Below are 26745 nucleotides of genomic sequence, written 5' to 3'. Positions count from 1 at the left end.
TGAGCCAGGATCAAACTCTCCATAAAAGAAGTAAGCTTGATTAGCTCGTTTGATTGTTTAAGTCAATCACTCTTGAAAGTACTACTCTGAGTACCCAAATTATCGGAATTAACGTTGACATATTGTCATTCAGTTTTCAATGTTCACATTTATCATCTCGAACATTATATAACATTGTTGCATTGTTATCAAATGTTTTCTCAAGACTTTTACAATCTTAAATCATTTTCTTGTTAGATTCAATGGTAAGTTTTACACCATTAAAAGTAACTTGTGATTTAATTTTGTTTCGCACTTATTGACGCGACTTTAACATCATATCAACTATGCTTTTCTTTGTCAACAAGAAATTAAAATTTATTTCGTTTTTAATTTTTTATTGAACTAAGCTCTCGCTCACAAGAAATTATTCTAATCGGTACTGGATTAAAAATCAACCCCTTTTTTTAAAATTTTTATATTTTATTTTCTAGCTAAAAAGACACCTCTCAATAATGAAAGATGTCTTAGTAATGAATTCCTTTTATTTCGCTGTTTTATCAATAATTTTTTGAGCAATAGATTGGTAGATGCCACCAAGTTTATCTTCTGGTTGATAAATAGATGGTGCAAAGTCAACCGGCTTCCAAGATGGTTGCTCAAGCGGTAACTGTCCAAGAAGGTCTGTTTGTAATTCATCTGCCAACTTCTGTCCGCCGCCTTTACCAAATACATATTCCTTATTGCCAGTTTCTTTGCTTTCAAAATATGACATGTTTTCAATAACACCTAGAATAGAATGCTCTGTATGTTTTGCCATTGCACCAGCACGTGCGGCAACAAACGCAGCTGTTGGATGTGGTGTTGTCACAATGATTTCTTTGCTAGACGGTAACATTGTATGTACATCTAACGCAACATCGCCTGTTCCAGGTGGTAAGTCTAGAATAAGATAGTCTAAATCTCCCCACTTCACATCTGTAAAGAAGTTTGTCAACATTTTACCGAGCATTGGTCCACGCCAAATAACGGGGGCGTTCTCTTCTACAAAGAATGCCATTGAAATTACTTTAACGCCATGACGTTCGACTGGCACGACTGTTTTACCTTCAATACCTGGCTTTTCATCAATGCCCATCATATCTGGCACACTAAAGCCATAAATATCTGCATCAATTAACCCAACGCGTTTGCCTTCACGTGCAAGGGCAACGGCTAAGTTAACCGCTACTGTTGACTTACCAACGCCACCTTTACCTGATGCTACCGCAATAAATTCTAAATCGTTCCCTTGAGCGATGAATTGTTCAATTGTTTGTTGCTCTTCTTCTTTACTGCCACGATATTTTTCAACAGTTTCTTCTGGCAATTCTTCAAAGCGAATACCAACTGTTTTTGCACCGTTTTCTTTTAGTTTCTCAACGATTGCCATTTGTAAGTCGAGCTGTGTCTGTCCCCCAAGTTGTGCCATTGCTACTTTGACACTGACATGCTCTTTTTCTTCTTTGATTGAAACATCTATCACGCCACCTGTTTCGCTTAGAGGCACGTTAATAATTGGATCATTGATTTCTCCAACGAGTGTTTTGACTTGTTCTACTGTTAACACGGATGATCTCTCCTTTTGTACACGTTTGTTTATAGTTTAACAAAATATAAAGCGATTGCATAAGGTAAAAACCCTTGATTTCCTTAAAAAAGTGCCCTATACAAAAATAACCGACTTAAAATGTCTACTATTTACACATTTCAAGTCAGTTATTATTTATATTTTGCTATGCGTGTCTTACATTTTTATACTTCGGCTTTTTGGCCTTTTTACCACGATCATAAATAAAGAAACTTAAAATAAAGCCAACTAACACAAAGCCTGCTGTGATATAGAAGGCAAGGTTGACGCCTGCTGCCATTGCTTCACGTTGCGCAAGTGCTGACGACATACCTGTTGGCGCAAAATAGTGAGACGCACCGATAGCCATAAGTGTGACCATTAATGCTGTTCCCATCGAACCTGCAATCGTACGTAATGTATTCATAATTGCGGTGCCGTGTGACACCATTTCATTGGAAAGTGAGTTAATGCCTGCTGTATTGAGTGGCATCATCAATAATGAAACGGAAAATAATCGTATCGTATAGAATGTGATGACGTACCAATATGCTGTGTTAGCAGTTAGTTGTGCCATCATCAATGTTGAAATTAACAGAATCGCAAATCCTGGGATAACGAGTACACGGGCACCTAATTTATCATATAAACGTCCCGTAACTACTGACATAATACCGTTGATGACTGCACCTGGCAATACGACAAGCCCAGAAAGCATTGCGGATAATCCTAGCGAACTTTGAACGTAAAGTGGAATCAATAGCGCGGGACCTACCATCGCAGTGAATGCAATCATTGATGCAATAGACGTCAAGGTGAATGTACGCGTTTCAAATGCATGTAAATTCAATATCGGATTATCAATTTTGAGTTGTCGTAAAATAAAAATAGCGATAATGACGAAACTGATAATTAATGTCACAAAGACAATTGGATGCTCTAAACCTTGAGAGCCTGCGATACTGAAAGAATACAGCATTAATCCAAAACCAAATGTAGATAAGACAACAGAAATCTTGTCTAGCACAACTTCTTTCGTTTCACTAAAGTTACGCATATAAATCATACCGAAAATATAGCCAATGATCGCAACGACAACGACGATATATAACGGGGCACGCCATGAGAAGTGATCGACTAATACGCCCGATAACGTTGGACCAATGGCTGGCGCAAATTGAATAACCAGACCCGACAGCCCCATCGCGAAACCACGGCGGTCTTTAGGAAATAGTGAAAACATTGTAAATTGACTGAGGGGCATAATAATCCCTGCACCCATTGCTTGAATAACACGTGCAATCATTAACACTAAAAAGCTCGGTGCTAATGCAGCCGTTATAGAGCCAATCAAAAACGCCCCCATCGCTAATAAATACAAATTACGCGTGGGGATCCGATCCATAAAATAAGCCGTTAAAGGAATCATAATCCCGTTAACAAGCATAAAACCAGTTACAAGCCATTGTGATGTACTTTCATCAATATTGAGCCCTTTCATAATTGCGGGCAAAGCTGTATTTAATAATGTCTGGTTCAAGATGGCAATAAATGCGCTGATGAGCATGACAGCAACAATAATGTTTCGTTGTTCTCTACTCACTTGAACGCTAGATGTCATATACATTCTCCTCTCTTACAAATCATTTCTATATTTTACGACCAAATAGTTAGCTTGGCAAATCATTTATCCGCAGATTTTCATTTTTTTACCATTTGCGTCGATTTAAGTCTTCAGATTCAGGGTAAAAAACTTCTTTACATACATATAGTAACGCAATAATAATCATCAATACCCAGTAATCGATATGAATTTTGGCGTAATGAATGTGAATCATGTAATAGAACATCACGACCATCAGCGTATATGTAATGAGATGGAATGTCATTCCTTGAAAGTAAGGACTGAAATACAACTTTTTACGCAACAAATCCATCGTATATTCAATACAGAAAATAACAAAATAGCTCAACAAAATATAACTGCCATAGTAAATCAAGTTATCATAAAAGCCTTCGTTATACGCAAATTCACCTAAATCTAAAATGATAAGAATACGACTAACACCATAGAGACCGAAAGCGAGTAAAGTTAAAAAAATCATTCCAGAAATTGCAAAAATGGAGAAAATCACGAACAAGGAAAATATATTAAATTTACCTTTCATCGCTTATCCCTCCATTTCCATTTAAATAATATTACGTACTTCTATGATAACTACGCGACCATACTACCATTAACAAGCCGATTACAAGAATACTGGCTAACATAACGTTTTGAATTGGCCATTGATTGAATGAAACATGCCACGCATAAATCATGCCAATTGTTGCCGATCCTGTCGCGCTCCCCATATTCCGTGTCAATGTAAATAACGACATCATTTTCTTCATATTACTTTGCGTTGCAGTTTCTTGCACAACGATACTGTCTTTCGTGTAAATCATACCGAAACTTAAACCAACAACAAACATGACAACTGCAATTACCGCCACATGGGCTGCACCAATATATGCAATCATACTGCTAATGATTAACATCGTAAATGCCAAGAAATAAATACCTTTCACCGATAAACGTGCTTCAATCTTATCCAAAGTGAAGTTGATAAGTAGCCACGCTATTGACAATGGGAACACAATTAAACCACTTTGTAACGGACTCAATCCCAAATAATCTTGTAAATACGTTGGCATAAACACATTAAATCCGATTAACACAAGCGCAACAAAGAAATCTGTAAAAAACGCCCGCGCGATTTTCGGTTTAAATTCATCGACAGGAAAAAATGGCTGCGTATGTCGTTTTGAATAATATAACAGCGCAACACTGCTAATAAGTATCACAATCACAGCGCTAATCGTAATAACTCGTGATACGGGTAGTACGAGTGCCACATTCAACGCTAAAATAAGCACATACAACAATGCAATGCCTTTATAATCTATCGCTTGGCGGACAATCGTTTCATCTTCAAAATGATAACTATAGATAACGAATAAAAAGGCAATCACGCCAATAGGTACGTTAATATAAAATAGCCAATGCCAAGTGACGACTTCCAGTATTAAACCACCTAAAAACGGACCTAAAATACTTGAAATGCCCCAGACACTTCCGACAATGCCCATCACTTTATAGCGAAACGGTATTTCAAATGCGAGCTTCGGCACAATTTGGACTAATGACATATTCATCCCAGCACCTATCCCTTGAATAAATCGAGCAATAATAAGCATTTCAAAACTAGTACTTAGTCCAGAAAACAAACTGCCACCAATATATAAAACGAGTCCTACAATCGTTACATAGATCACTTTAAAACGCGACATCAGTTCGCTTAACAATGGAATGACTATAATGATGCCGCTAAAATACACTGTAATAATCAGTGAAATAGGCAAGCGTGCATTTAAATCATCTCGAATCGTCGGTAAGGCTAACGATACAATAGAGGTTTCGATTGCAGCCATAAACATAATAAGTACCAACGAAACAATAATACTGAGCTTCCTCAAATTCATTACGACACCCCTTTTCATTTTGCTATTATCATATATTTTGTACATAAATACAATCTACGCAACCTATCAATAAAGGCTAGGCATTCATCTGCACAATGAAGTCCTAGCCAATTAACGTTATTTATTCGTTTATGTTTTTTCACGTAATTACATAAAATAAAGAATACCTACGAAATGGAACATCGACGCAATTAAAATAAAAATGTGCCAAATCATATGGAAATACGGGCGATTCTTTTGTGCATAAAACCAAGCACCGATTGTATAAGAAATGCCACCAAGTAGGATAAAGATGAAGAACCACCATAATCCTTTACTAATAATGATTGGTAAATAAATGATGCCGACCCAGCCCATCAATAAATAAATGAGCAAGCTTAACTTGGAGTTCACTTTTGTCGCAATGGCTTTATATAAAATCCCCCAAATCGTCGTGCCCCATAAAATAATCATGATAGTCCAGCCGAGCCATCCACCTACTAACACCAACGACACGGGTGTGTACGTACCCGTAATCGCAACATATATCATACTGTGGTCAATAATGCGCATGACATATTTATGCGGCGAATTTTGTTGCATCGTATGATAGACGGTAGAAGATAAAAACATCAAAAACAAACTAATTACAAAGACAGAAACACTCACCGACATGAGCACACCTGACGTTGCATAACTGTAAACAGCCGCATATGGCAATGCAATCAACATTAACAACGCAGCTACCCCGTGCGACACAGAGTTCCCTATTTCTTCACCGAAAGATAACGGGTTAATATCTTTAAATGTTTCAAGCGCTGTTTTTTTCTTGGCTTTCACATTCGTCGTGCCTACTTTCGTCATTTCATCACCCTTATTCAATAATATTCATGCGTTTTAAGTCTTCAGTAGCCGTCTCAACGCTGTCCTTACCTTCTTTATTTTTCAATGGACTAAATTCTTCTTCACGTGGTACTTGTAACGTAATAAAAGAATTCGCATACTTGAAAATATCAAAATAAAATAATTCAAACTTAAGTGTTGGTCGCGTCACAACACCGAAATCTTCATCTAATTGTTCCAGTTGTTTAATCGCCAAATGATATGGCAATGCTTTGTCCACTGCTTTATCAATGAAAGCTAGACGGAATGCGTGGATACCAATATTCGCATTGTTAAATGCATCAGCTGCACCATCCGCCAACTCTGAATATTCTAAGACCACATCTTTACCATCTTGTACAACAAGGCGCCCTACTGATTCACCTGGTTTCGGCGCAATCGACTTAGACGTCACATCTTTATGATGATGTACAGTAAAGCCAGCAAATAACGGATCTAGCACACGAACGAGCACATTATCAATATTGTTCATGAACACATACTCATTGCCGTTTTCAATCATCTGCGCCAAATAACCAGCAGATTTTAAAGATTTGAATACACCGCCGTTACCGTTTGGCGTTTCCATAATTTGACTCGTTTTATCAAAAATTAACTGCCCCGCTTCATTTAACGCCACCATATTATCTTGTTTAAAGAAATAAATATGCGCTTGCGGATAGTTGAAATAACGATGCGCTTCAAAAAATGCGTGTGTTTCCTCATCATTAATATCGCTCGTCATAATATACCAATCAACGTATGTACCCGTTTTTTCGTGTAGTTCTAATAATTGGTCAGCTTGCAGTTCAAAAAGACTCTTATTGCCAATCGTAAACGTGCCTTTAGGGCCTTTATGTCCAAGACGAGTCCCTTGTCCACCTGCTAATAATAACACCGCAAACTTGCCATTTTTAATCGCTTCTAATCCTTCATTTGTGTACATCGCAACTGTTTCATCATCATAAGCTGCACGTTGTTCAAAATTGACCTCTTGTACACCAGATACATCTTTAATGGCTTGTCTGTTCACGTATACATCATTGTATAACGTCTGAATAGCTTCCAAATCTAATGACGCAACTTTTTCACTAAGGCGTTCTTTTTCATTTGTGCTCATCATTTTTTCATATTCACACAAATGTGCTTGATTAACCTTTTCTAATTTATTCTTATCTAACATAACTTCTTTTTCCGCTCCTTTTGAATGGGTAATTCGTATGCGTGAGATTGAGATACGGCAAAAAATAATAAAATACATCTCATTCTCTTGCAAATTACTTATAATGTAGCATCGATTCTAAAACGTACTTAAACCCCTCATCAAACAGCATATAAATCGTCAAAATACTAAATGTCGTTGCTAATGATAAATCAACAAGGCCCCCTGTTTTAAAGTGAATGGGGAACCTTACCCTTATTGGTAATGGAAATAATAAATGTACTCCTCTTGGTGTGAGCATATCTAATATTACATGTGAAAGCATACCACAGATTATTGAAATCATGTAGTATATCGGTGTATGGATAACATACAATAACCCATATATCATCGCGATAAACAATATCGAATGTGTCAGCGTCCGATGCCCAAACAGATGTTTGATAATCCAACTTAACAGCCACAGCTTTCTTCCTATCTTACTTCGTGTATGGCAAATGTCTGGAAATATACTCGCAATGCCCGCTATGACCATACTTGTCACGGTTTTAAAAATATCTAATTCAAAATGTAGCGCAACGGCTGTACCAACTAATAAACCAGCAGCCGCATGTGTTTTACCTGTCATGAGGGCACTCCTTTCTATACAACACAAAAATTATATCATAAAACACATAAATACACGAACGTATTTTCGCGTTTCTATTAGTATGTCACATTAATTTAAAAAGTATCACACAATCGCTTGCAAAATTAGAATGAATGCGTTATCATGTATTTACAAATTAGTTAAAGGATGTGTCAGTCGAATGGCTATGACAGTTAAGAAAAACGACAAAGAAGTACAAATTCAATGGAGAGTTGCTGATATCCGTATTCCTAATGAAGCAATCAAAAATGTTTCAGAAGACAGAGATATCCATGCAGTACCAGAGTTAGACAACAAGCACGTTTCTCGTATCGGTTCAACATTTGGTAAAACGAACCGTGTCATTATCGATACTGAAGATCATCAATACATTATCTACACATTTAACGATAAAAAAGTTTATAACGAAGTCACGAAATAAGTGAGTTTATAATAAAAGACGGCGTTCTCTTTCGGGAGAGCGTCGTCTTTTTTGTGAGGGTACTATAGGAATTTCATCTAGTAACAGGTATACTACAGTGATTGTATTCAGATGTTAATCAAAACACTAACATCTAATTCATGATTTACCACTAAAAGCCTTTCATTTTTAACTGCAAAACGATTATTGATAAAGTCTTTTTCACTTAAAGTCATTTTATCAATCAAGAAGTATGCAGCGTTATTGTTACCACCTTGAATAGAAAAGTAAATGATATCCATACACAAATCTTTAGGTAGCTTGATGTTACTATATAAATAAATAACATTTCCGTAGCGCTTATAACTTAATTCTTTATTATCGAGATATTCGATTATATCGGTATTATGTTCTAAAAATACCCCATATATTTCAAACTTATCGATTAATGAAGCTACTGAGTGAGTTTTCAGTGAAATCTTTAACGCTACCTATATATGTTTCTACTAATTTCATTTTGTCTAGACTACAACTTATTAAATCATCTAGCACTAATTTTCTGCAATCATCATAATCATCTTCAAATAGAATATTCTCTATTCTAAAATGTTCATTTGATACGTATTTAATATACCTATTTCCCTCTAGCTTTATTAAATTACGCCTTAACGGTTCCCACACTAATAGTGGATAATACTTTGCGTCTAGAAATATTAGAATATCATTATACTCTAAGTTATTAATAAATGAAGAAGACTGAGATTCATTTGGATATAGTTTAGTGATATATCTGAAATAGTTAGTCATATATATTTTCTTACCATACGATACAAGAAAATTTTCTACTATTTCTTTTATATCAACTTTAGAGGATTTTAAATTAATGACATCATCATCCTTAACTATTATCCCTTGATCATTGGTACACAATAAGTGCTGAATATGTTTTTCTTTTAAAATCTTCTCCACCTCATTTAAGTCAAATACTGTCTACTACTATGATATTTACGCCTTAAATTAAATGTGTGTACTCATATCCTAGTCTCTTAACTAAATATTTATAAAGTAGGTCTCGTGCTGCTCGAATAACACAACAAATAATGCTTCATCTTCAATACAAATAGTAGGATTACACGCTTTTTTGATTAAAGTTTCAACATCACATTCAACAAAGCAATAGCATGAATATAAATAGTTCCCTGCAATAATTGACGTATAGATCAACTCTAACACTTGAGAAACCGTCAATGGCTCAGTAATTAAAAAACCAGATGTTGTTTCTATATAAGGGATTCCAAGTACACTTAATTCCTCATCAAGCTCTTTTTCTTTTGGAATCAAAACTGCTTGTATACTGTAATGTGCAATAATAGATTCAATTGTATTGTCATAAAAACTGTTGAGACTTGAAATATGCAACGCAAAACTATTTCACTTTTAAATATTTTTTATATACTTACTCCCGTTAAGGAGATAGACACTTTCATCCTCATAATATGGTATTATAGCAAACTCATTATCTATATATACTTTCGACTTTTTAAAACTTGGCTTACTAAATTCATGGTTCAAAATAAAGATGCCTGCAAAAATATAATTATAGCTTCTATTCACTAGAACAGATAGGAGTTGTCTGTACAAATCAACACTTTCATTTTCCAAAATAATGAATTTCGATTCAATTCTAAAACCTATACCGTTTTCATTCAGATGTTCTTTCAATTCTTTGGTAGAATCAAATATTGCTAAGTTAAAATTAAATGAGTCCAAAAGAACTTCATTAAATTTAATATTTGCCGACAATATATCATTACCCTTGTATATCACACTTCTAGATAAATCAAAAATCTCTCTCTCAACAATAAATTCTATATGCTGCTTTTTTATTGAAACCACCCCCATTTATTTATCACTGTTTTCTAAAAATCTATCTCTACTAATCTCTGTGAATATTTCTTTCATTCTCTCTCCAAATATAAATATATATGTCGTCTGGTGGTGCAAATATATAGTTTCCATCGCTAAAATCAAAGAGTACATAATCTCCATGAAGGTATGGAGGATATTCAAAACTTTCTTTTCCTTGTCTTAGATTGATATAAAAACTATCTATATCCCTTTCTAATAGATATAATTCTTCAAAGTTATTTACTAATTCATTAGTGATAAAGTCTAAATAATCATCTATTTCACGCTCAGCTTCTATTAAATCTTCAATTTTTAAAGGTAATATTTGATATTTATCATAATCAATAAATAACTCATCCCAATTTTCACAGTCGTTTTTCCACGTAAACATCGTGAATCTGACATATTTTCGTTTGAATTTTTTCCGCCGTAATTTTGAGAATTTATATGTTATGTCATAATGCTTCATTATACATCACTCATTGTTATCTTATTCTATAGAATCTCTTATAGTGATCTGGCGTATAATATACTTTTCGTTTCCCTCTTTTTCCATGATGCACTACAAACCTTTCTCGTCCTCTATTTCTTTTGGACTTATAATCTGGCATCATTTATTTTCATGGTTTTCTCCTTAAGTTATTTCAACTACCTAAACCCCTTCAAAGTCCAACCGTGCATTCGGATCCTGCGACAAAATGTCTTTAAGAATATATCGCCACTCTCTCATAATCGGTTCTTCATTTCCTAAAGGCTTACTGTACGTATATTTCAACATACCAATTAAATCTTCCATCGTATAATCACTAACACCGGCAACAAAATAGTTTTTATTATATTTGAGGAATAGATATGCTATCTCCTCCATATATTCATCATACAAATAATACTTAACCTTCTCCCCATTCACATGAAATATAAAATCCACTACTGGCCCCGGTCCTTCCCATTCTTTTGTCACGAAATACTTCATGTCTAACCTCTATTTTTTGTTTTATTATACTATAAATATCCCTTGTCATTTTTACTTTTCACAAATAAAAAAATGGAACAGCCGTAGCCATTCCATTGATATATTGTATTAGAAAAAGATATGCGCAAAGAGTGCGATGACTGGCAATGTGATAATCGTACGAATTAAGAAAATCACAAAGAGTTTCCATAAGCTCACTGGTATTTTTGAACCTAAGATAACGCCACCGACTTCTGATAAATAGATTAGTTGGCATACACTTAATGCGCCGACGACGAAACGTGTTAAGTCACTTTGAACGCCTTCAATTAAAATAGACGGTAAGAACATATCCGCAAAACCGATTATCATTGTTTTAGATGCTTCTGCCGCTTCAGGTATTTGTAGAAGTTCTAAAAATGGTACGAATGGTTTACCGACAATTTCAAAAATAGGTGTGTATGTCGCAAGGATTGTCGCTGCTGTCCCTATGGTCATTACGACTGGAATTACGACGAGCCACATATCCATGACTGTGCGCACTGCGGTATGGATATACACTTTAACACTCGGTGCTTGATAACCTGTTGCGACGGCGTCTTCATACCCTTTGGCTAACGCTTCTTTGTATGAGTAGCGCTTTTCTGGGCGCTCTTTTGCTGATACACCGTCTACATAGTTATCTTCTACTGAACGCAATGGCCAAATACGTGGCATGATTAATGCTGCGACGAAACATGCGACGATAACTGTAAAGTAGAATGCTGCGAAACGATCGATTAAGCCGATTGTCTCTGCAATAACGATCGCAAATGTTAATGATACGACGCTGAATGTTGTCGCAATAACGGTTGCTTCACGACGTGTGTAGTACCCTTGTTCATATTGCTTGCTCGTAATCATAACGCCGACTGTCCCATCACCGATAAATGATGCTAAGTTATCGACTGTTGAACGCCCCGGTAATGTAAAGAGTGGACGCATAATCGGTCTGAATATCGGCCCCAAAAATTCAAGTAGTCCGTATTCTAATAATAATGGTAAAAAGATAGCCGCAAAGAAAAATACAGCAACTAATGTTGGAAGCAGTCCTGTAAAAATCAAGTCCCCTGTATCTTCTGAAAAAATCCATTCCGGTCCAATTTTTAAGAATGTTATCCATGCGAAGACGACTGCGATAATACGTACTACCAACCACGGCCATGTAACGATGAACGTATTCGTTAAAAATTGTGAATGTGCGACTTTATGACGCCATACTGTACTGAAAAGGATTGTTAAAATCCCTGAGATTGTAATAATTGTGATGATTAAATACGGCATGACACCGCCGATTGTATCTTTAAAAATGCCCGCCAAAAATGCGATAGGCAATGTTGTTTTACGTTGTCCATCTTCTACAACTGGAACTGGAACTAAAAATAAAATAATACCAATTAACGATAATATAATAAACTTCCATTGACCGATGCGCTGTTGTTGTTTTGTCAACTTCTCCATAGTATCCATCCTTCTTTTTTTCTCATTGGTTATTTAGAACCTGCGCGATGTTGTATAGACATAGTGTTGACATTCCTGACACGCGCATAAAAAATCGCCTTTATCCTAACGTATGTAAATTATACAGAGGGCAAAGGCGATATGCAATACACATTTGAATATTGATACAATATCATGCATATTTAAGTTTATTTACATCTTTCTCAATACATATAAGAAATACGGTGCACCGATAATCGCAATTAATACACCTACTGGAATATCAATCGGTGGCGCAATTATACGCGCGGCTGCATCAGCAACGACCATTAACAGCCCACCAATCAAACCTGACATGAGTACGATATGCGTATGTCGATGTCCGACGATACTCCGTGCTATGTGTGGGGCGATTAAGCCAAGAAAGCTTAAACCACCAACGACTGAAATGGCTGAACCGGCTAACATAACGGCTGCCAACAACAGGATCATTTTAACTTTATTCACTTCAGTACCGAGTGCAGTAGCGACTTCATCGCCTAAATGTAAGATGTCTAACTTGTAGCTATAATACAAAATCACAGGAATGGCAACGCATAGCCACGGCAAGATGGTGAATACATGTTGCATCGAGCGTCCGAATAAACTACCTGTTAGCCATACCAATGCGATATTCGCTTCCATAGGATGACGGATTAATAAATATTGAACGACCGCCATTGCGATAGCACCTATTGCCATCCCAATTAACGCAAGTTGTGAACCTTTTACATTTTTATAACTAATCAATAGCGATAAGATAAAGCTAATGACCAAAGCACCGGCAAAGGAAGCAATCGGCAACACGAATAATGGTGCTGTTGGAAACACAATAATAACGATAACTGCTGCGAGGCTTGCCCCTTTTGTAATACCAATAACGTCTGGCGATGCGAGCGGGTTACGTACAACGCCTTGTATGACCGCACCTGAGATTGATAATGCCGCACCGACTAGAATCGCAAGTAGCATACGAGGCACGCGATATTCACTCAAGATAAAGTTGCTATTCGTCCACACTTCTTGTAACACTTGTGTAGGCGCAATCCATACGGCACCGGCACTCAAGCCTAACAAAGCACCAATCACGAGTAGAATCGTAACAATCATATAACGTCTGTTTAACTGTCGTCTCATCGTGAACGCACCCCTCTCAATGTAATCCACAAGAAGTAAAAGGCGCCGACAAAGGATGTGACGATACCAACCGGCGATTCGAATGGAAAGGCAATCAGTCGACTAAGTACGTCTGAAATCAACAGCAAGTCCGCCCCCATAATCATCGACAACGCAATAATTAAAAAGTAGTTGCGGTTCAGATAGTGTTTAACGATATGCGGAATAATTAAGCCAGTAAAACCAATTGGCCCCGCAATTGCGACACATGAACCTGCTAGAATAACGACTAACAAGCCTGCCAATGCACGTACGAGCTGCGTATTCTGGCCAAGCCCTGTTGCAATCTGGTCGCCCAAATCCAACACAGCCAGTTGTTTGGCCAGTAATAATGCGCCAACAAATCCAGCGATTAAAAATGGTGCGACCTTCACAATATGCACCCATTTAATCGTATGCAAAGCGCCAACAAGCCAGAACATGACAGTTGTCGTCGCATCATCATGTAGCAAGATGATACCTTGCGTCAAGCTAGTAAAGAATAAATGAATGGTCATCCCAGCGAGTGCTAACTTAATCGGCGTCATGCCTTTTGTCGTATCAGCTAATAAATACACTGCCAGCCCACCGATAAATGCTCCGACGAAGGCAAAGATAATATTATAGCCTGCCAATGAAGGAACGAGCACAGTAATCAAGACGACGAAAAATGAGGCGCCGGCATTGACACCAAATATTTGTGGTGATGCGAGTGGATTGCGTGTGATGGCTTGCATTAAGACCCCTGCAACACCTAATGCCGCACCAATCATCATTGCGGCAACCATTCTCGGCATGCGCACATTATGTATAATAAACGTCGCTTTCGTTTCTTTGAGAGAGAAAAAATAGTCTAAGAGCGATTGAAAGTTGATTTTGGACGAACCAATTGCAAGATTTAAATACGTTGCAAAAACAAGAAAGCACACGCTCACAATAAATGCGAGCGTAGTGCGTTTCTGTTGGTGATGTCCAGTGTATGTGTTTGTTGTTTGTTTCGACATAGCCAATCACCTTTATTTAAGTCTTTGAAGCGACTTATTTGTCTGATTTAGAGATTTCTGCTAATTCTTTGGCAATTTCTTCAGAAGAGATTAAGCCACGGAATTTTGCCCATGTTAAACGATCTACAACGTGTACGCGATCATTTTTCACAGCATCTAAGTCATTCCAAACTTTGTCTTCTTTCATTTTAGCGTAGAATGGATCATCTTCGCCATTAACCATAACGAACATACGCTCAGGGTTAACATCTGCAAGTTGCTCTGAGTTCATATTCAAGTATGGTGCGTTTAAGTATTCAGGTAGTTGATCTGCCACATCTTTCGTTAACGCTTCTTTAAAGCCAAGTTCATGTAAAAATTGACCAACGTAAGATTTGTCAGAGTGTGCTAATAAGCCTGATTGAGAGATAACTGCTGGTAAGACTTTTTTGTCTTTGTCCATTGTAATCTCTTTTTCGTATTTCTCGATTTTTTCTTTATGTTCATCAAGACGTTTGTCTGCTTCGTCTTCTTTAGAAAGTGCTTTACCAATTGTTTTGAATGCTTCCAAGTTTTGTTTGTAATCTGAATCTAAACTTGGTAGTAAGATTGTTGGTGCAATCTTGCTTAATTGCTCGTAGTTCCCTTTGTGACGGTTACTATCTGCAATGATTAAGTCTGGTTTCAATTGACTAATCACTTCTAGGTTAGGCTGTTTACGGTCACCAACTGACTTGTAATCGCCTACTTTATCACGAATCGGCTCGATGATATTTTTTTTGTCACCATCGTCCGCAATTCCTACTGGTTTCACGCCTAATGCGACGAGTGCATCGACGAATGAATATTCAAGTGCCACGACTTTTTTAGGTTCTTTCTCAATTTTAGTCGTACCACCGTCATGTTTTACTTCAACTGCATTGCCTTTTGAGCTAGACGAGCTGTCTTTTTTTGAGTTATTCGCATTACCACATGCTGCAACAAGTACCATCACAGCGATGATTGCGAGTAACCCCATCCACTTATTTTTATTCACAGTATAGCGCTCCTTTTTATTTTTAAATTGTAAGCCCTATCACTATATTAATTGATAATGATTATCACTGTCAATGACAAGAAGTGAATTTTTCTTTTTTCTTGTCTACTAAACCTTGAATCAAACTTTCAATCCCTGTATCTTCTATATAATGTTTCTCTAATTGATGACTGTGCATACTGTGTGCGAGGGCACTATAGCCAAGCTCAAATGTCACGTTATCCCCCACTTGATAGTAATCTGCCACCCCTAAATTAAGCAGCAGAACATCGCTTGTATAACCAACAATGGATAAATGTTCATCGAATGGCATAATATCATCTACCGCTGTGTCCAACTGACCAATATCAACAAGCGCCTGTAGATAGGATTGGCGTGTGCGCATATCTAAACGGGGTTTAATCTCAATAATGCGCCCTGTTATCGTAACGGCATTATCATAGAGTTGTGGTAAGCGCATATTATACGCCGTCTCGTAGCCTCTAAAAATCGCTTCACCTACACGCAATTCATTAATACGTCCTAAATCTTGATACATTGCCAAGGTTAACATACTTGAATTCCCACCAGAGATCGTATGTAAATGAATACCCGTATCCTTTTCGACCGCTTCAATCAATTGATGCATATACGGCAAATCTTCTTCTGTCGGTGGCATTTGACGATAACACATAAAGTTAAATGCGAGTCCTTTAAACGCAATACCTTCTAACGCCACAATTTGTTTCACATATGATACCACTTCATACGTTAACACACCTTCACGTCCATCTTTCCAGTCGACCATGAGTAAAACTTGATGTTTCGTATTTTGTTCTACCGCCGCAGCACTTAATGCACGAATCGTTTCCATTTCCGTCTGCAAGCTCACACGGGTCTTTTGTACAGTTTGCGCTGCTTCTTCGGGGACACTCCCTTTAATCAACATAAAATCCTTGCGTGGCGTTTGTTGTGCAGGAATGTGTTTCAAGCGTGATTCGGCTAATAGATCAAAGCCGAGTTCACGCAACATCGCATGAACCTTGGCATCACCAGCCATACATTTCGTTACCGGAATCATTCGAACGCCTCGATGATGGAGCATTTGTTGTAACAGCACGGCATTGTATTTAATTTTGCTCAAATGAATATTGATAACGCCCATTAATACACCTTCTTTTCATACAATGGATTGTCTAACGCAATGTTCATATACTTTTTCACTTGTTGTTTCATGCGCATATTTAACAGTGCCTTAACGATGACTTGTTCGCCAAATAACACACGTTTTAACGCAACGGCATGTGGTTGGGTATCATCAATCGCTTCACGAACAACGTCACGTACGATGTCATATAACGCTTGCTCATCACATTGGTGTTCGTGTTTAAAATGATGAATTAACGTCCCGAGTTGATTTTGAATAACCGCATGTTGAAACTTTGCGATGACCGCTTCAATATTTTCAGCAATTAAGCTCGTATTCGTGACTGTCACATCCGGAATGGCACGTTGTAACGTTGGTAAATCAATACGCGCACCACCTAAGTCTCTCACAATAAATGAAAAATCTTGGCCCGTTTTATCAACTTCTAAAATTGTATTTTGTTGATGTGCTTCTAACGCAATACCATAGCGCTGAATATACGCAATCAATGGCACAATCAATGCAGCGCTATACGCACGCATAAACGTCGCAATCGTTACTGCATTCACATCACCATATACATATTCAATCAAACTATCGACAACGACCTGTTTATCTACTGGATTTCGTTCGATTAAACTCGCCGTAACTAATTGTGTCATCTCAGTCGCATCCTTCTCTGGGGACTGACGCACAATCATCGCAAATTGACGTGCAGTGTCAGCTGCCGCATCAATATACGCACCATACGGCTCCATCGCCACTTGTAACGTAGGAAATTCATTCAACAATGGCTGAAGCTGATAACTCAAGTTTGGTCCATCGACCGTCGTTACTGTTGACACAGTGCGCACAGCACTCGTTGCTTGAACGTTAACAGGCAACTTAATGTGATACGGACGCCCTAATAAATACATCGTTCTGAACGATAACGTCGCCTTCGCATCAACTGTATAAGGTGTTGGTATCACTGAATGTGCATGAATGTTGTCTTTAAACTGTTCCACCACAACATTCCCATACTGCCACGGATGCACGAACATCACACGATAGTCTGCCAAATCCGCTTCATACGGTTCTAAGTATTGTTGTAACTTGCGCTTCATATCCGGAATAACCGCATTTAACACAAAGTTCGTGTCACCATTCATAGCCGTCGCATGCAGCATCGATTCGTGTACGAGCACAATTTTTAATGGTACGACACGCATAAATTCCGGTGCATACGCTTGAATCGCTTCAGACGTTAACGGTAATTTCGTTTTCGTCAATGGATGTGACGGATGCCCGTGCCACACCATCCCTTCTGTATAACCAAGCGCAGAGAAGTGATAGTCTTCGCCCATATGCGTTAACCAAGCGATAAAGTTCAGTTCACTTGGCATTCTCGAAAACTTCAACGCATGACGCATCGCCGTTTCTCGGGTTTCATACTGACGATAACTCAATGACAAGCCCAGCACGCTATGTTCTAATTCTTCAATTAAACGATCGTGGAATTCAATGTCAAAATGCGTCATCAATACATCGATTAATGCACGCAAGTTTTGAATTTCTTGTATGTCATCACCTACAAAATATGTAATCGGCCCATCCATTGTAATCTGATAAAATGCACTTTTCGTTGTGTATTGAACGTACAGCATATGTTGTTGATAGCAAATTCTAACATCGCCATCTTTCACAGTGATATGTGTTGCTGCAGGGAATAATGCTTCTTTCATACATGCTAATAATACGCGGTACTGTATCATTTGATCCGCCTTATATTGATGTGTTGCTGTCATGAGTTGCGCCTCCATTAAACTTAATCGTTATGAGATAACTGATTACTGCTATCATTACTGTTGCGATGCCCATCATGAGAAACGTCATGACAATGCCAAGCGTTTCTGCCAATAAGCTCATTACTAACGCACCGAGTGGAATCATCCCACGATCCATCATAATCACACTTAATATTTTACCACGATGTTCTGGTGCGACATCTTTTTGGAAATAAATGCGATTGGTTGTCCGAGCGATTTGTCCAAACAAGCCAACGAAAAAGATTGTCACTAATAAGCCATACATACCAAATGGAAAGATGCAGATCAAACTGACCCCAAATAGTACGGAGCTGATATAATAAAGGTGTTGCGTCTGAATATATTTAAGCATTGTTGGCAAACACAACGTTGCGAGAATACCACCGACAGCACTGATCGCCATCGCTGTTCCAAACAATTGCGCGTTATTTGGATATTGTGTATCTGTCAAAATCGGCAAGAGCGTCGAATAGCAATACCCCGTCGCCATGATGAGTAATGCTGTCACAAAAATGCGTCGTCCTTGTGTATGTATTTTAAAATAGTGCCATGTTACAGCTAAAGAAAATCCTTTTTTCGTCGTTTGTGCTGTATTTTCAAATCTCAATGGCATACTAGCAACTAACGCCAATAAATAACAAATTGTTTGCACGATAAATGCACTTTGTACACCTGCTGATGCAATTAAAAATCCTGAAATTGCTGGTCCAATCGAACGACAAGTATTTAATAGAAATGATTGGTACGATACCGCTTTTGAAATCGACAACGTTGCCGACAAATCCGGTAGCACTGCTTGTCTCACAGGTGTTTCAATCGCACTCATACATCCACGTAACAAGGCATACATATAGAGTACATACATTGGCACATCGCCCATTGCGACAACCATTACCGTTAGCACTGCCGTAATTACGAGCGAACTCATCGTTGTCAATTTGATTAGTGTACAACGTCGGTAACGATCTGCAATACTCCCTGCCCATACGCTTAATAAAAAAATAGGGGCCAGACGGAAGAAGTTAATCCATGCAAGATCAAATGCGCGATGATGTAACTGATACGCATACCAATTCAATGCAATTTGACCAATCCAATTACCAAGAAAGAGTAAAAAGGCACCGGAATAGAACCATTTCGCCACGTTATCCACTCCCCTTTAATTGATAACCGTTCTCATTTCCGATATTATGGATTATACGAATTAATGCAACATTTGTAAATTAAAAAGATATTATTATAAATGAGGTGCTCAAATGATTGATGAAAGTAAACAAACACACAATGCAACAATAAGGCTGACCGCAGATGAACAGGAGAGCTACGCCACACTCCACGATACAAATACACAATGGGCAGAGGCATTCCAACAATATCTAATGCTCGGTCGCGACCTTGTTACCGCAAGATTGATTGCCTCTATTTATCGTGAAAATCTAGTAGACGGCTATACACATAGTCAATTTATTGATCATACACAAGTACCAACTTCACCATTACAACATTCTGATGTGTTAATGATTCGTTTTAAACAAACATCTAAAGTATTATGTGCGCCTGTTAAAGGACACCATGCGTTCAACCGCATTGATGTCACTGGACCGTTTTATTGGCAACAAGGTACCCATTACGAACGTGTAATGCATCCAAATGAAGTGCTTGACGTCATTATTGCTGAAGATAGCAACTATCAAGGCGCTGCTGCCGAGCAATTTCGTGACGACTTAAACAATAGCGCATGTTATATGGCACTTGCTGTCAGCTATCAACACATGAAATACCGTGATGTTTCTAATACACTTTTAACAACAATCGAACAACAACAAGACCCATACCTTGCTTCTGAACAAGCCGTTGTCGAAGGGCATCCCGTTCATCCTGGTGCGAAATTGCGCAAAGGGATGTCGACAGCTGAAACGATTGCTTATTCATCTGAGTATGAACACGCTGTTCCGTTACGCTTTGTGCTCGTCCGTCGAGATCACGTCCGCATACAGCAGCTAGACAAATCATTCGACGCAATTTTGTTTGAGACATTTGATGGTTTAGAAGCTGCTTGTCATCACGTCTTAGATACACATGACTTAGCACTAACAGATTATCACTTAATGGTCGTTCATCCATGGCAATATACCCATATTTTAACAACCGATTATGAAGCGGAATTGGCACAACATATTTTAATCCCTGTCGACTATACATATGATTATTATGCCGGCTTGTCATTCCGAACGTTGATGCCACAATCCCCTAATATGTTACCGCACATCAAACTCTCCACGAATGTACATATTACCGGGGAAATACGTACACTGTCGGAACAAACGACACATAACGGGCCATTGATGACACAAATACTGAGAGATATTACCGCAACAGATACATGGTTTAAACATGTACCAACAGCTGCCGTTGATGAGTTAGCAGGGGCGCATTTCTTTAGCCCAACCGATACACCTGACGTCCAAGAACGACGAAGTGAACAACTCGGTACACTGCTACGTCACAATATTTATCATGAGCTTGATGCAACAGATTTACCATTGATTCCATCAAGTTTAATCGTGGGTATCCCACAACAATCATCATCACTGATTACTGAACTTGTCGCGCGTTATCAGCAACAACATCCAGAACTGACGGAACATGCAGCCGTTCAACAATGGTTTTCGCGTTATGCAAGTTCTCTGATTGACTACGTGATGCCTTTATTGATTAAATATGGTATTGCATTAGAAGCCCACTTACAAAATACCATTGCAGTGTTTGATAAAAATGACGGTAGTCTTAAACGTATGTATATTCGTGATTTTGAAGGACTGCGCATTGATACAGCACAACTTAATCAAATGGGATATGACACATCACACTTCCATGAAAAGTCACGTATTCTCACAGACAGTCAAAAATCAGTGTTCAACAAAGCCTTTTACGCGACGGTTCAAAATCATCTCGGTGAACTTGTTGTCGCATTGAGTGATTATTATAAGATTGAGGGGCTAGAAGCGGACTTATGGCATATTGTTCGCGACCACATTCAAGCGTTGTTTACCGCTTTTCGTGATAGCGATATGGATCTACAACGTCTACAAGATATTGAAGATATTTTCTTTAATCCCGTTATAGATTATAAATGCGTTACAACGATGCGTTTATTAGACGAAGCGCATGCTTATACGTATATTAAAGTAGCGAATCCACTCGCTGACCAATCATAATAAAAGAATCGATACCCCATACTGTACGACATGGCGGTATCGATTCTTTTTATCCCAATCTTGTCAAACACTGTCGTTTCCTGTGAAAATATATTACAATAGTGCGCAGAGACAAAATTTCTTTAAAGGAGCTATTGGACAAATGACAGCAATGCGTACCCTTACATTCATGCTTAGTATTTTCATTGTTGGCATGGTCGAAATGGTCGTGGCAGGTATTATGAGTTTGATGAGTGCGGACCTTCATATTTCTGAAGCCTGGATTGGACAACTCGTGACCATTTATGCTTTTACGTTTGCACTAACTGGACCTATCCTAGTCAAACTCACAGAACGTTATGCACCTAAACCTGTACTACTTATAACAGTTATTTTCTTTATTATCGGTAACCTTATGATTGCCGTTTCGCCAAACTTTATCATCTTAGTCATTGGTCGTATTTTATCGTCAGCTGCAGCTGCACTGATTGTCGTGAAAATACTCGCCATTACCGTATTTCTGTCAGAACCACATAAAAGAGGTCGCATGCTCGGTATCGTTTATACAGGCTTTAGTGCTTCCAATGTATTTGGCGTTCCAATTGGCACACTCATTGGTGACTGGCTCGGTTGGCGTTTTACATTCGGCTTAATCAGCTTTGTCGGTCTGCTTGTCAGTGTACTGTTAATGTATTACTTACCGCGCGAACTACGTATGAACGTTAACACAAATAGTACAAGTTCCAGTCGCGTGCGCAGTAAACGAGAAGTGACCAAGCTGCTTGCCGTTACATTTATTTTATTAACTGCGAACTCTATCGCTTATATTTATATTAATCCATTGATTTTATCGGGTGGCCATTCATTACAATTTGTATCACTTGCCTTATTAGTCATTGGCGTAGCAGGTATGTTAGGGACATCGATTGGTGGTTATTTTACAGACAAGTTATCATTTAAAACTTGGTTGATTGTGAGTAGCTTTGCCTTTTCTGTTGTTTTATTACTACTAAACCAATTATGGACTACTTCTATGCTACTTCTTATCGCACTGTTTACATGGCATATTATTGAGTGGAGTACGAATCCCGCCGTACAATCTGGTCTTATCAATCAAGTAGACGGTGACCATAGTCAAGTAATGAGTTGGAATATGTCCGCATTAAATGCCGGTATCGGACTCGGTGCAATGATTGGCGGTGTCATCGTGACACACCTCAGCCTACACGCGACCGTTTATATTGCGGCCGCAACAGGATTTATCGCATTTTTAATCGTGGTCACACTACAAAAACCACAACATGCATCCACTTCACATTAATACAAAAAACGCTACGGATTCGTTTTGTTTTATCAAAAAATGAATCGTAGCGTTTTTCTTTATCTTTGTTTGAAATCCTCAATCGCTTGTTTAACCTCATCTCTTACACGTTGAAACTCTGACCAAGGTTTGCCGGCTGGGTCATCAAAATCCCAATATTCTTTCGTTACATGTGCTGGTAAAATCGGACATTTTTTATCTGCATCACTACATAACGTCACAACCAAGTCTGCTTTTTCAAGTATGTTAGGATCAATCAAATCCGATGTGTGCGCACTTATATCAATCCCCACTTCTTTCATCGCTTCGACTGCTTTAGGGTTGACGCCATGTGTTTCGATTCCTGCCGAATACACATCCCATGTATCACCTAGTAGTTGTTTCCCCCAGCCTTCAGCCATTTGACTGCGACAGGCATTACCAGTACAAATAAAATAGATAACTTTTTTATCCAATATACTCGCCCCTTCTAGAATAAGATTAATGTTAAATAAAGACCGACTAACGTGACGAAAAGGACTGGAATTGTAATGACAATCCCCGTTTTAAAGTAAGTGCCCCAAGAAATCTTCACACCTTTTTGTGTCAACACATGCAACCATAACAATGTTGCTAACGATCCAATTGGCGTAATTTTAGGTCCTAAATCCGACCCAATCACATTAGCGTACACCATACCTTCTTGAATGATACCCGTCACATTGGATTGACTAATCGCAATCGCATCAATGAGTACGGTTGGCATATTGTTCATAATTGATGATAAAAATGCAGCGATAAAGCCCATACCCATGACACTGCTAAACAAGCCATATTGAGAAATGGTTGCCAATACATCTGCTAATAACGTTGTAATGCCTACATTTTTTAAACCGAACACGACTAAATACATACCGATCGAGAACACCACAATATTCCACGGTGCACCTTTAATCACTTGTGTCGTATGAACTGCTGGTGACTTGCGTGCTAATATAATAAAAATAAATGCAATCGTACCGGCAATCAATGATACAGGAATTTGTAACCATTCACTGATTAAATAGCCAACTAATAAAATACATAACACAAGCCATGATATTTTAAATAATCGTTCATCTTTAATCGCTGATTGTGGTGTGATTAAAGTTGATGTATCGAACGTCTTTGGAATCGCTTTTCGGAAATACAGCCACAATACAACAATACTTGCCATTAATGAAAAAATATTCGGGATGATCATACGCCCAAAATATTCTAAAAAGCCAATATTAAAATAATCCGCCGACACAATATTCACTAGGTTACTTACAATTAATGGCAATGATGTCGTATCCGCAATAAATCCACTCGCAATAATAAATGGAAATACCACTTTTTCGTTAAATCCTAAATTTCTGACCATCGCCAAAACAATCGGTGTCAGTATTAACGCTGCACCATCATTGGCAAAGAATGCAGCAACAATTGCCCCTAGCAGCATGATATACACAAACATTTTTAAGCCGTTCCCTTTAGAAGCACGCGCCATATATATCGCTGACCATTCAAAGAAGCCAATTTCATCTAATATAAGTGAAATGAGAATAACCGCTACAAAGGTTAACGTCGCATTCCAAACAATTCCCGTTACTTCCCAAACATCAGCAATACTAACCACACCCGTTATAATCGCTACGAATGCGCCGAGAAATGCTGTAATACCAATGTCCAATCCTTTAGGTTGCCAAATCACAAACAACAATGTGATTAAAAAGATACTCAGTGCTAAAATTGTCATTAACATGTACCACCTTTAATATTTTTACAGATACATTCATCATCTGAACGATGCAGTTGACGCAACGCATCATCCACTATATCGAAACGCGCCTGATTCAATTGATACATTTGACGATTCCCCTCTTTGCGCGCCTTCACGAGTCCACACGCAACCAACGCCTTCATATGATGACTCAATGTCGGCTGAGAAAATTCAAAATGCGTCAATATATCACACGCACATAACTCGCCACACGATAACAAATCAATAATTTCCAGACGACTGGGATCCGCCAATACTTTAAGCTGCGTTGCTAACGCTTCATAAGACATCATCATTCCTCCCAAACAATACATAGACTAACATCTATATAGACAATTGTCTATGTTATGACCAAAAAAAGAACCGAGCACATATGTACTCAGTCCTTGATTTCATCAACTAACGGCTTATTGTAAACCTTTTTGCTCGTTGTTGTTATTTTTTTCGTTTTTTTGTTGCCATTCTTTACGAGTCATTACATCGTCAACTTGCATGTTCACTTCAACAACATCTAAACCAGTCATGTGTTTCACTTGTTCTTTAATAAGTTCCGTTACTTTACGGAAGATTTTTGGTGCTGATTCACCGTATTCTAAAACAACTTTTAAGTCGATAGCTGCTTGTTTTTCGCCAACTTCAGCTGATACACCTTGTGTTACGTTGTTACCGCTTGTGAATGAACCGCTGATGCTGTCCACGAAGCCGCCTTTCATGTCTAAGATACCTTTTACTTCACGTGCTGCGATACCAGCGATTTTTTCAACAACTTCATCAGAGAAAGTTAAGCTGTTTGAGAATTGTGGTTGGTTTTCTTGACGTTGTTCTTGTTCTTTTTCGTTTACACCTGTTGTGTTATTGTATGCTTCTTTTGCTTTATTGTTATCTACTGCCATGATAAAAAACTCCTTTATTATATAATATTTACTACACTGTTCTTAAAATCTGATACGCTTTGCTGATTAGCTTAATCGATTCAATAAATTTAAGAAATCTTGTGTTCGGTCTTTAATATACCCAACACCGATACCGATTAAACATAAAACGACAATTAAAATTGTTTTCCAAAAGCCAAGTGTTAAAAACAAGATTGCAATGATAAGGAAAAAGAAGAACCCGATGATGCGCCATTTATAATTACTCAACATGGCAATGATCTGTTCATTTGTAACTTGTTCACCTTGACCATTTTGGTTTTGATTAGCCATAGGACCCCTCCTTTACACAACGCGTGGATCGCCGCTTTGACGCTGGTCACGAACATTGATTTCTAATTTTCGTACTGGCATTTCTGAAAAACGTTCTACATTTTCTTTCACATCTGCTCTCACTTGTTCAGTTAACGTTTGAATGTTTACTGATGTAGTTGGTACAAGGAAATCCGCTTTAATATCAACAAAGTTGTTGTTCTTTTTGTTGTATAATTTTGCTACAACATTTGGTTGGCGAATATCATCGTATTTTTTAAGTGTGTCTAATGCTGTGTTCTCAAGTGATTTGCGTGAAATATAGATATGTCCATCGTGATAGTCTTTGTATAGTCCTGGTTTTCTGTGTGTTGGTTTAAATGCACTGAAGAATAAAATTAAACCAAGTAAAATTAAAAACGCAGATAAGCCGATCAATAACGGTTCGAACCAGTTATATTGATAAAAATAGTTTTGGTATTGCTTGATTGGTTGGTAGTCTAAATACATAAACAGTAAGAAACCAACAATGACAACCATTAACAATCCCAAACAGAAATTTTTAAGTCGTCTCACCTTACGCACACCT

At 38.0% G+C, this 26745-nt stretch carries 28 protein-coding genes; 3 read left to right on the top strand and 25 right to left on the bottom strand.

Annotated elements, in window-relative coordinates:
• Window positions 1-523 precede the first annotated feature (523 nt).
• From CD122_RS02625 to CD122_RS02595, 7 genes are all read right to left on the bottom strand, one after another.
• A complete protein-coding gene (locus tag CD122_RS02625) occupies window positions 524-1588 on the bottom strand; it encodes an Mrp/NBP35 family ATP-binding protein (RefSeq protein WP_103357449.1) in 1065 nt (354 codons plus the stop codon).
• 166 nt (window positions 1589-1754) lie between these two features.
• Complete coding sequence (locus CD122_RS02620) at window positions 1755-3209, bottom strand: MDR family MFS transporter (protein ID WP_103357448.1); 1455 nt, start codon at window positions 3207-3209, stop codon at window positions 1755-1757.
• Window positions 3210-3297: 88 nt separating this feature from the next.
• On the bottom strand, window positions 3298-3756 hold the full coding sequence (locus CD122_RS02615; protein WP_103357447.1) for a SepA family multidrug efflux transporter: 459 nt from the start codon (window positions 3754-3756) through the stop codon (window positions 3298-3300).
• Window positions 3757-3787: 31 nt separating this feature from the next.
• Complete coding sequence (gene sdrM / locus CD122_RS02610) at window positions 3788-5113, bottom strand: multidrug efflux MFS transporter SdrM (RefSeq protein ID WP_103357446.1); 1326 nt, start codon at window positions 5111-5113, stop codon at window positions 3788-3790.
• Between the two features lie 147 nt (window positions 5114-5260).
• On the bottom strand, window positions 5261-5956 hold the full coding sequence (gene trhA, locus CD122_RS02605) for a PAQR family membrane homeostasis protein TrhA (RefSeq protein WP_103357445.1): 696 nt from the start codon (window positions 5954-5956) through the stop codon (window positions 5261-5263).
• Between the two features lie 10 nt (window positions 5957-5966).
• Window positions 5967-7157 (bottom strand): UTP--glucose-1-phosphate uridylyltransferase, encoded by a 1191-nt coding sequence (locus CD122_RS02600; protein ID WP_103357444.1) that lies wholly within the window; start codon window positions 7155-7157, stop codon window positions 5967-5969.
• A 94-nt stretch (window positions 7158-7251) separates the two neighbouring features.
• A complete protein-coding gene (locus CD122_RS02595) occupies window positions 7252-7764 on the bottom strand; it encodes a metal-dependent hydrolase (protein WP_103357443.1) in 513 nt (170 codons plus the stop codon).
• A gap of 181 nt (window positions 7765-7945) precedes the next feature.
• Between CD122_RS02595 and CD122_RS02590 the strand changes: the two genes are divergently transcribed.
• A complete protein-coding gene (locus CD122_RS02590; RefSeq protein WP_103357442.1) occupies window positions 7946-8206 on the top strand; it encodes a SunI/YnzG family protein in 261 nt (86 codons plus the stop codon).
• Window positions 8207-8623: 417 nt separating this feature from the next.
• Here the strand turns inward: CD122_RS02590 and CD122_RS02585 are convergent, their stop codons facing one another.
• From CD122_RS02585 to CD122_RS02525, 12 genes are all read right to left on the bottom strand, one after another.
• Window positions 8624-9154, bottom strand: a complete 531-nt coding sequence (locus tag CD122_RS02585) for a hypothetical protein (RefSeq protein WP_142381173.1) — start codon at window positions 9152-9154, stop codon at window positions 8624-8626.
• 81 nt (window positions 9155-9235) lie between these two features.
• On the bottom strand, window positions 9236-9604 hold the full coding sequence (locus CD122_RS02580; RefSeq protein ID WP_103357440.1) for a hypothetical protein: 369 nt from the start codon (window positions 9602-9604) through the stop codon (window positions 9236-9238).
• An 18-nt stretch (window positions 9605-9622) separates the two neighbouring features.
• On the bottom strand, window positions 9623-10087 hold the full coding sequence (locus CD122_RS02575) for a hypothetical protein (RefSeq protein WP_103357439.1): 465 nt from the start codon (window positions 10085-10087) through the stop codon (window positions 9623-9625).
• 34 nt (window positions 10088-10121) lie between these two features.
• The gene (locus CD122_RS02570) at window positions 10122-10562 is read right to left on the bottom strand and encodes a hypothetical protein (protein WP_103357438.1); all 441 of its coding nucleotides are present in this window, start codon (window positions 10560-10562) and stop codon (window positions 10122-10124) included.
• A 183-nt stretch (window positions 10563-10745) separates the two neighbouring features.
• On the bottom strand, window positions 10746-11066 hold the full coding sequence (locus CD122_RS02560) for a hypothetical protein (RefSeq protein ID WP_103357436.1): 321 nt from the start codon (window positions 11064-11066) through the stop codon (window positions 10746-10748).
• A gap of 108 nt (window positions 11067-11174) precedes the next feature.
• Window positions 11175-12545, bottom strand: a complete 1371-nt coding sequence (locus CD122_RS02555) for a YjiH family protein (RefSeq protein ID WP_103357435.1) — start codon at window positions 12543-12545, stop codon at window positions 11175-11177.
• A 192-nt stretch (window positions 12546-12737) separates the two neighbouring features.
• Window positions 12738-13700 carry a FecCD family ABC transporter permease gene (locus tag CD122_RS02550; RefSeq protein ID WP_103357434.1) on the bottom strand — a complete coding sequence of 321 codons (963 nt, stop codon included), beginning with the start codon at window positions 13698-13700 and terminating at the stop codon, window positions 12738-12740.
• A complete protein-coding gene (locus tag CD122_RS02545; protein ID WP_103357433.1) occupies window positions 13697-14722 on the bottom strand; it encodes a FecCD family ABC transporter permease in 1026 nt (341 codons plus the stop codon). Before CD122_RS02545 ends, CD122_RS02550 begins: the two co-directional genes overlap by 4 nt.
• Window positions 14723-14756: 34 nt before the next feature.
• Window positions 14757-15719 (bottom strand): ABC transporter substrate-binding protein, encoded by a 963-nt coding sequence (locus CD122_RS02540; RefSeq protein ID WP_373694266.1) that lies wholly within the window; start codon window positions 15717-15719, stop codon window positions 14757-14759.
• Between the two features lie 88 nt (window positions 15720-15807).
• Window positions 15808-16881 (bottom strand): alanine racemase, encoded by a 1074-nt coding sequence (locus tag CD122_RS02535; protein WP_103357431.1) that lies wholly within the window; start codon window positions 16879-16881, stop codon window positions 15808-15810.
• Window positions 16881-18650 carry an IucA/IucC family protein gene (locus tag CD122_RS02530; RefSeq protein ID WP_103357430.1) on the bottom strand — a complete coding sequence of 590 codons (1770 nt, stop codon included), beginning with the start codon at window positions 18648-18650 and terminating at the stop codon, window positions 16881-16883. The genes CD122_RS02535 and CD122_RS02530 overlap by 1 nt, the downstream gene beginning before the upstream one ends.
• On the bottom strand, window positions 18628-19815 hold the full coding sequence (locus CD122_RS02525) for an MFS transporter (RefSeq protein ID WP_103357429.1): 1188 nt from the start codon (window positions 19813-19815) through the stop codon (window positions 18628-18630). The genes CD122_RS02530 and CD122_RS02525 overlap by 23 nt, the downstream gene beginning before the upstream one ends.
• Window positions 19816-19927: 112 nt before the next feature.
• Between CD122_RS02525 and CD122_RS02520 the strand changes: the two genes are divergently transcribed.
• The gene (locus CD122_RS02520; protein WP_103357428.1) at window positions 19928-21889 is read left to right on the top strand and encodes an IucA/IucC family protein; all 1962 of its coding nucleotides are present in this window, start codon (window positions 19928-19930) and stop codon (window positions 21887-21889) included.
• 142 nt (window positions 21890-22031) lie between these two features.
• A complete protein-coding gene (locus tag CD122_RS02515; protein ID WP_103357427.1) occupies window positions 22032-23189 on the top strand; it encodes an MFS transporter in 1158 nt (385 codons plus the stop codon).
• Window positions 23190-23248: 59 nt separating this feature from the next.
• Here CD122_RS02515 and arsC read toward each other — a convergent pair whose 3' ends face one another.
• From arsC to amaP, 6 genes are all read right to left on the bottom strand, one after another.
• Window positions 23249-23644 carry an arsenate reductase (thioredoxin) gene (gene arsC, locus CD122_RS02510; protein WP_103357426.1) on the bottom strand — a complete coding sequence of 132 codons (396 nt, stop codon included), beginning with the start codon at window positions 23642-23644 and terminating at the stop codon, window positions 23249-23251.
• A gap of 14 nt (window positions 23645-23658) precedes the next feature.
• Window positions 23659-24948, bottom strand: a complete 1290-nt coding sequence (gene arsB / locus CD122_RS02505) for an arsenite efflux transporter membrane subunit ArsB (protein WP_103357425.1) — start codon at window positions 24946-24948, stop codon at window positions 23659-23661.
• Window positions 24948-25262 (bottom strand): ArsR/SmtB family transcription factor, encoded by a 315-nt coding sequence (locus CD122_RS02500; protein WP_103357424.1) that lies wholly within the window; start codon window positions 25260-25262, stop codon window positions 24948-24950. The genes arsB and CD122_RS02500 overlap by 1 nt, the downstream gene beginning before the upstream one ends.
• 117 nt (window positions 25263-25379) lie before the next feature.
• A complete protein-coding gene (locus CD122_RS02495) occupies window positions 25380-25865 on the bottom strand; it encodes an Asp23/Gls24 family envelope stress response protein (RefSeq protein WP_103357423.1) in 486 nt (161 codons plus the stop codon).
• Between the two features lie 66 nt (window positions 25866-25931).
• Window positions 25932-26177, bottom strand: a complete 246-nt coding sequence (locus tag CD122_RS02490) for a DUF2273 domain-containing protein (protein WP_103357422.1) — start codon at window positions 26175-26177, stop codon at window positions 25932-25934.
• A 12-nt stretch (window positions 26178-26189) separates the two neighbouring features.
• Window positions 26190-26732 carry an alkaline shock response membrane anchor protein AmaP gene (amaP, locus tag CD122_RS02485; RefSeq protein WP_103357421.1) on the bottom strand — a complete coding sequence of 181 codons (543 nt, stop codon included), beginning with the start codon at window positions 26730-26732 and terminating at the stop codon, window positions 26190-26192.
• Between the last annotated feature and the right edge of the window lie 13 nt (window positions 26733-26745).

This window comes from Staphylococcus rostri (assembly GCF_002902145.1).
Taxonomy (GTDB): Bacteria; Bacillota; Bacilli; order Staphylococcales; family Staphylococcaceae; genus Staphylococcus; species Staphylococcus rostri.
Note: the sequence above shows the minus strand (reverse complement) of the source record. Positions and strands in the feature narration are given on the sequence as shown.

Coding starts and splice junctions, on each gene's coding strand:
- CD122_RS02595 (WP_103357443.1), bottom strand. CDS start 7,764: ATGACAGGTAAAACACATGCGGCTGCTGGTTTATTAGTTGGTACAGCC.
- CD122_RS02575 (WP_103357439.1), bottom strand. CDS start 10,087: ATGGGGGTGGTTTCAATAAAAAAGCAGCATATAGAATTTATTGTTGAG.
- CD122_RS02515 (WP_103357427.1), top strand. CDS start 22,032: ATGACAGCAATGCGTACCCTTACATTCATGCTTAGTATTTTCATTGTT.
- CD122_RS02590 (WP_103357442.1), top strand. CDS start 7,946: ATGGCTATGACAGTTAAGAAAAACGACAAAGAAGTACAAATTCAATGG.
- CD122_RS02490 (WP_103357422.1), bottom strand. CDS start 26,177: ATGGCTAATCAAAACCAAAATGGTCAAGGTGAACAAGTTACAAATGAA.
- CD122_RS02540 (WP_373694266.1), bottom strand. CDS start 15,719: ATGGGGTTACTCGCAATCATCGCTGTGATGGTACTTGTTGCAGCATGT.
- CD122_RS02570 (WP_103357438.1), bottom strand. CDS start 10,562: ATGAAGCATTATGACATAACATATAAATTCTCAAAATTACGGCGGAAA.
- CD122_RS02560 (WP_103357436.1), bottom strand. CDS start 11,066: ATGAAGTATTTCGTGACAAAAGAATGGGAAGGACCGGGGCCAGTAGTG.
- CD122_RS02495 (WP_103357423.1), bottom strand. CDS start 25,865: ATGGCAGTAGATAACAATAAAGCAAAAGAAGCATACAATAACACAACA.
- CD122_RS02500 (WP_103357424.1), bottom strand. CDS start 25,262: ATGTCTTATGAAGCGTTAGCAACGCAGCTTAAAGTATTGGCGGATCCC.
- CD122_RS02555 (WP_103357435.1), bottom strand. CDS start 12,545: ATGGAGAAGTTGACAAAACAACAACAGCGCATCGGTCAATGGAAGTTT.
- CD122_RS02600 (WP_103357444.1), bottom strand. CDS start 7,157: ATGTTAGATAAGAATAAATTAGAAAAGGTTAATCAAGCACATTTGTGT.
- CD122_RS02550 (WP_103357434.1), bottom strand. CDS start 13,700: ATGAGACGACAGTTAAACAGACGTTATATGATTGTTACGATTCTACTC.
- CD122_RS02520 (WP_103357428.1), top strand. CDS start 19,928: ATGATTGATGAAAGTAAACAAACACACAATGCAACAATAAGGCTGACC.
- CD122_RS02545 (WP_103357433.1), bottom strand. CDS start 14,722: ATGTCGAAACAAACAACAAACACATACACTGGACATCACCAACAGAAA.
- sdrM (WP_103357446.1), bottom strand. CDS start 5,113: ATGAATTTGAGGAAGCTCAGTATTATTGTTTCGTTGGTACTTATTATG.
- arsB (WP_103357425.1), bottom strand. CDS start 24,948: ATGACAATTTTAGCACTGAGTATCTTTTTAATCACATTGTTGTTTGTG.
- CD122_RS02615 (WP_103357447.1), bottom strand. CDS start 3,756: ATGAAAGGTAAATTTAATATATTTTCCTTGTTCGTGATTTTCTCCATT.
- CD122_RS02530 (WP_103357430.1), bottom strand. CDS start 18,650: ATGACAGCAACACATCAATATAAGGCGGATCAAATGATACAGTACCGC.
- trhA (WP_103357445.1), bottom strand. CDS start 5,956: ATGACGAAAGTAGGCACGACGAATGTGAAAGCCAAGAAAAAAACAGCG.
- CD122_RS02620 (WP_103357448.1), bottom strand. CDS start 3,209: ATGACATCTAGCGTTCAAGTGAGTAGAGAACAACGAAACATTATTGTT.
- CD122_RS02535 (WP_103357431.1), bottom strand. CDS start 16,881: ATGGGCGTTATCAATATTCATTTGAGCAAAATTAAATACAATGCCGTG.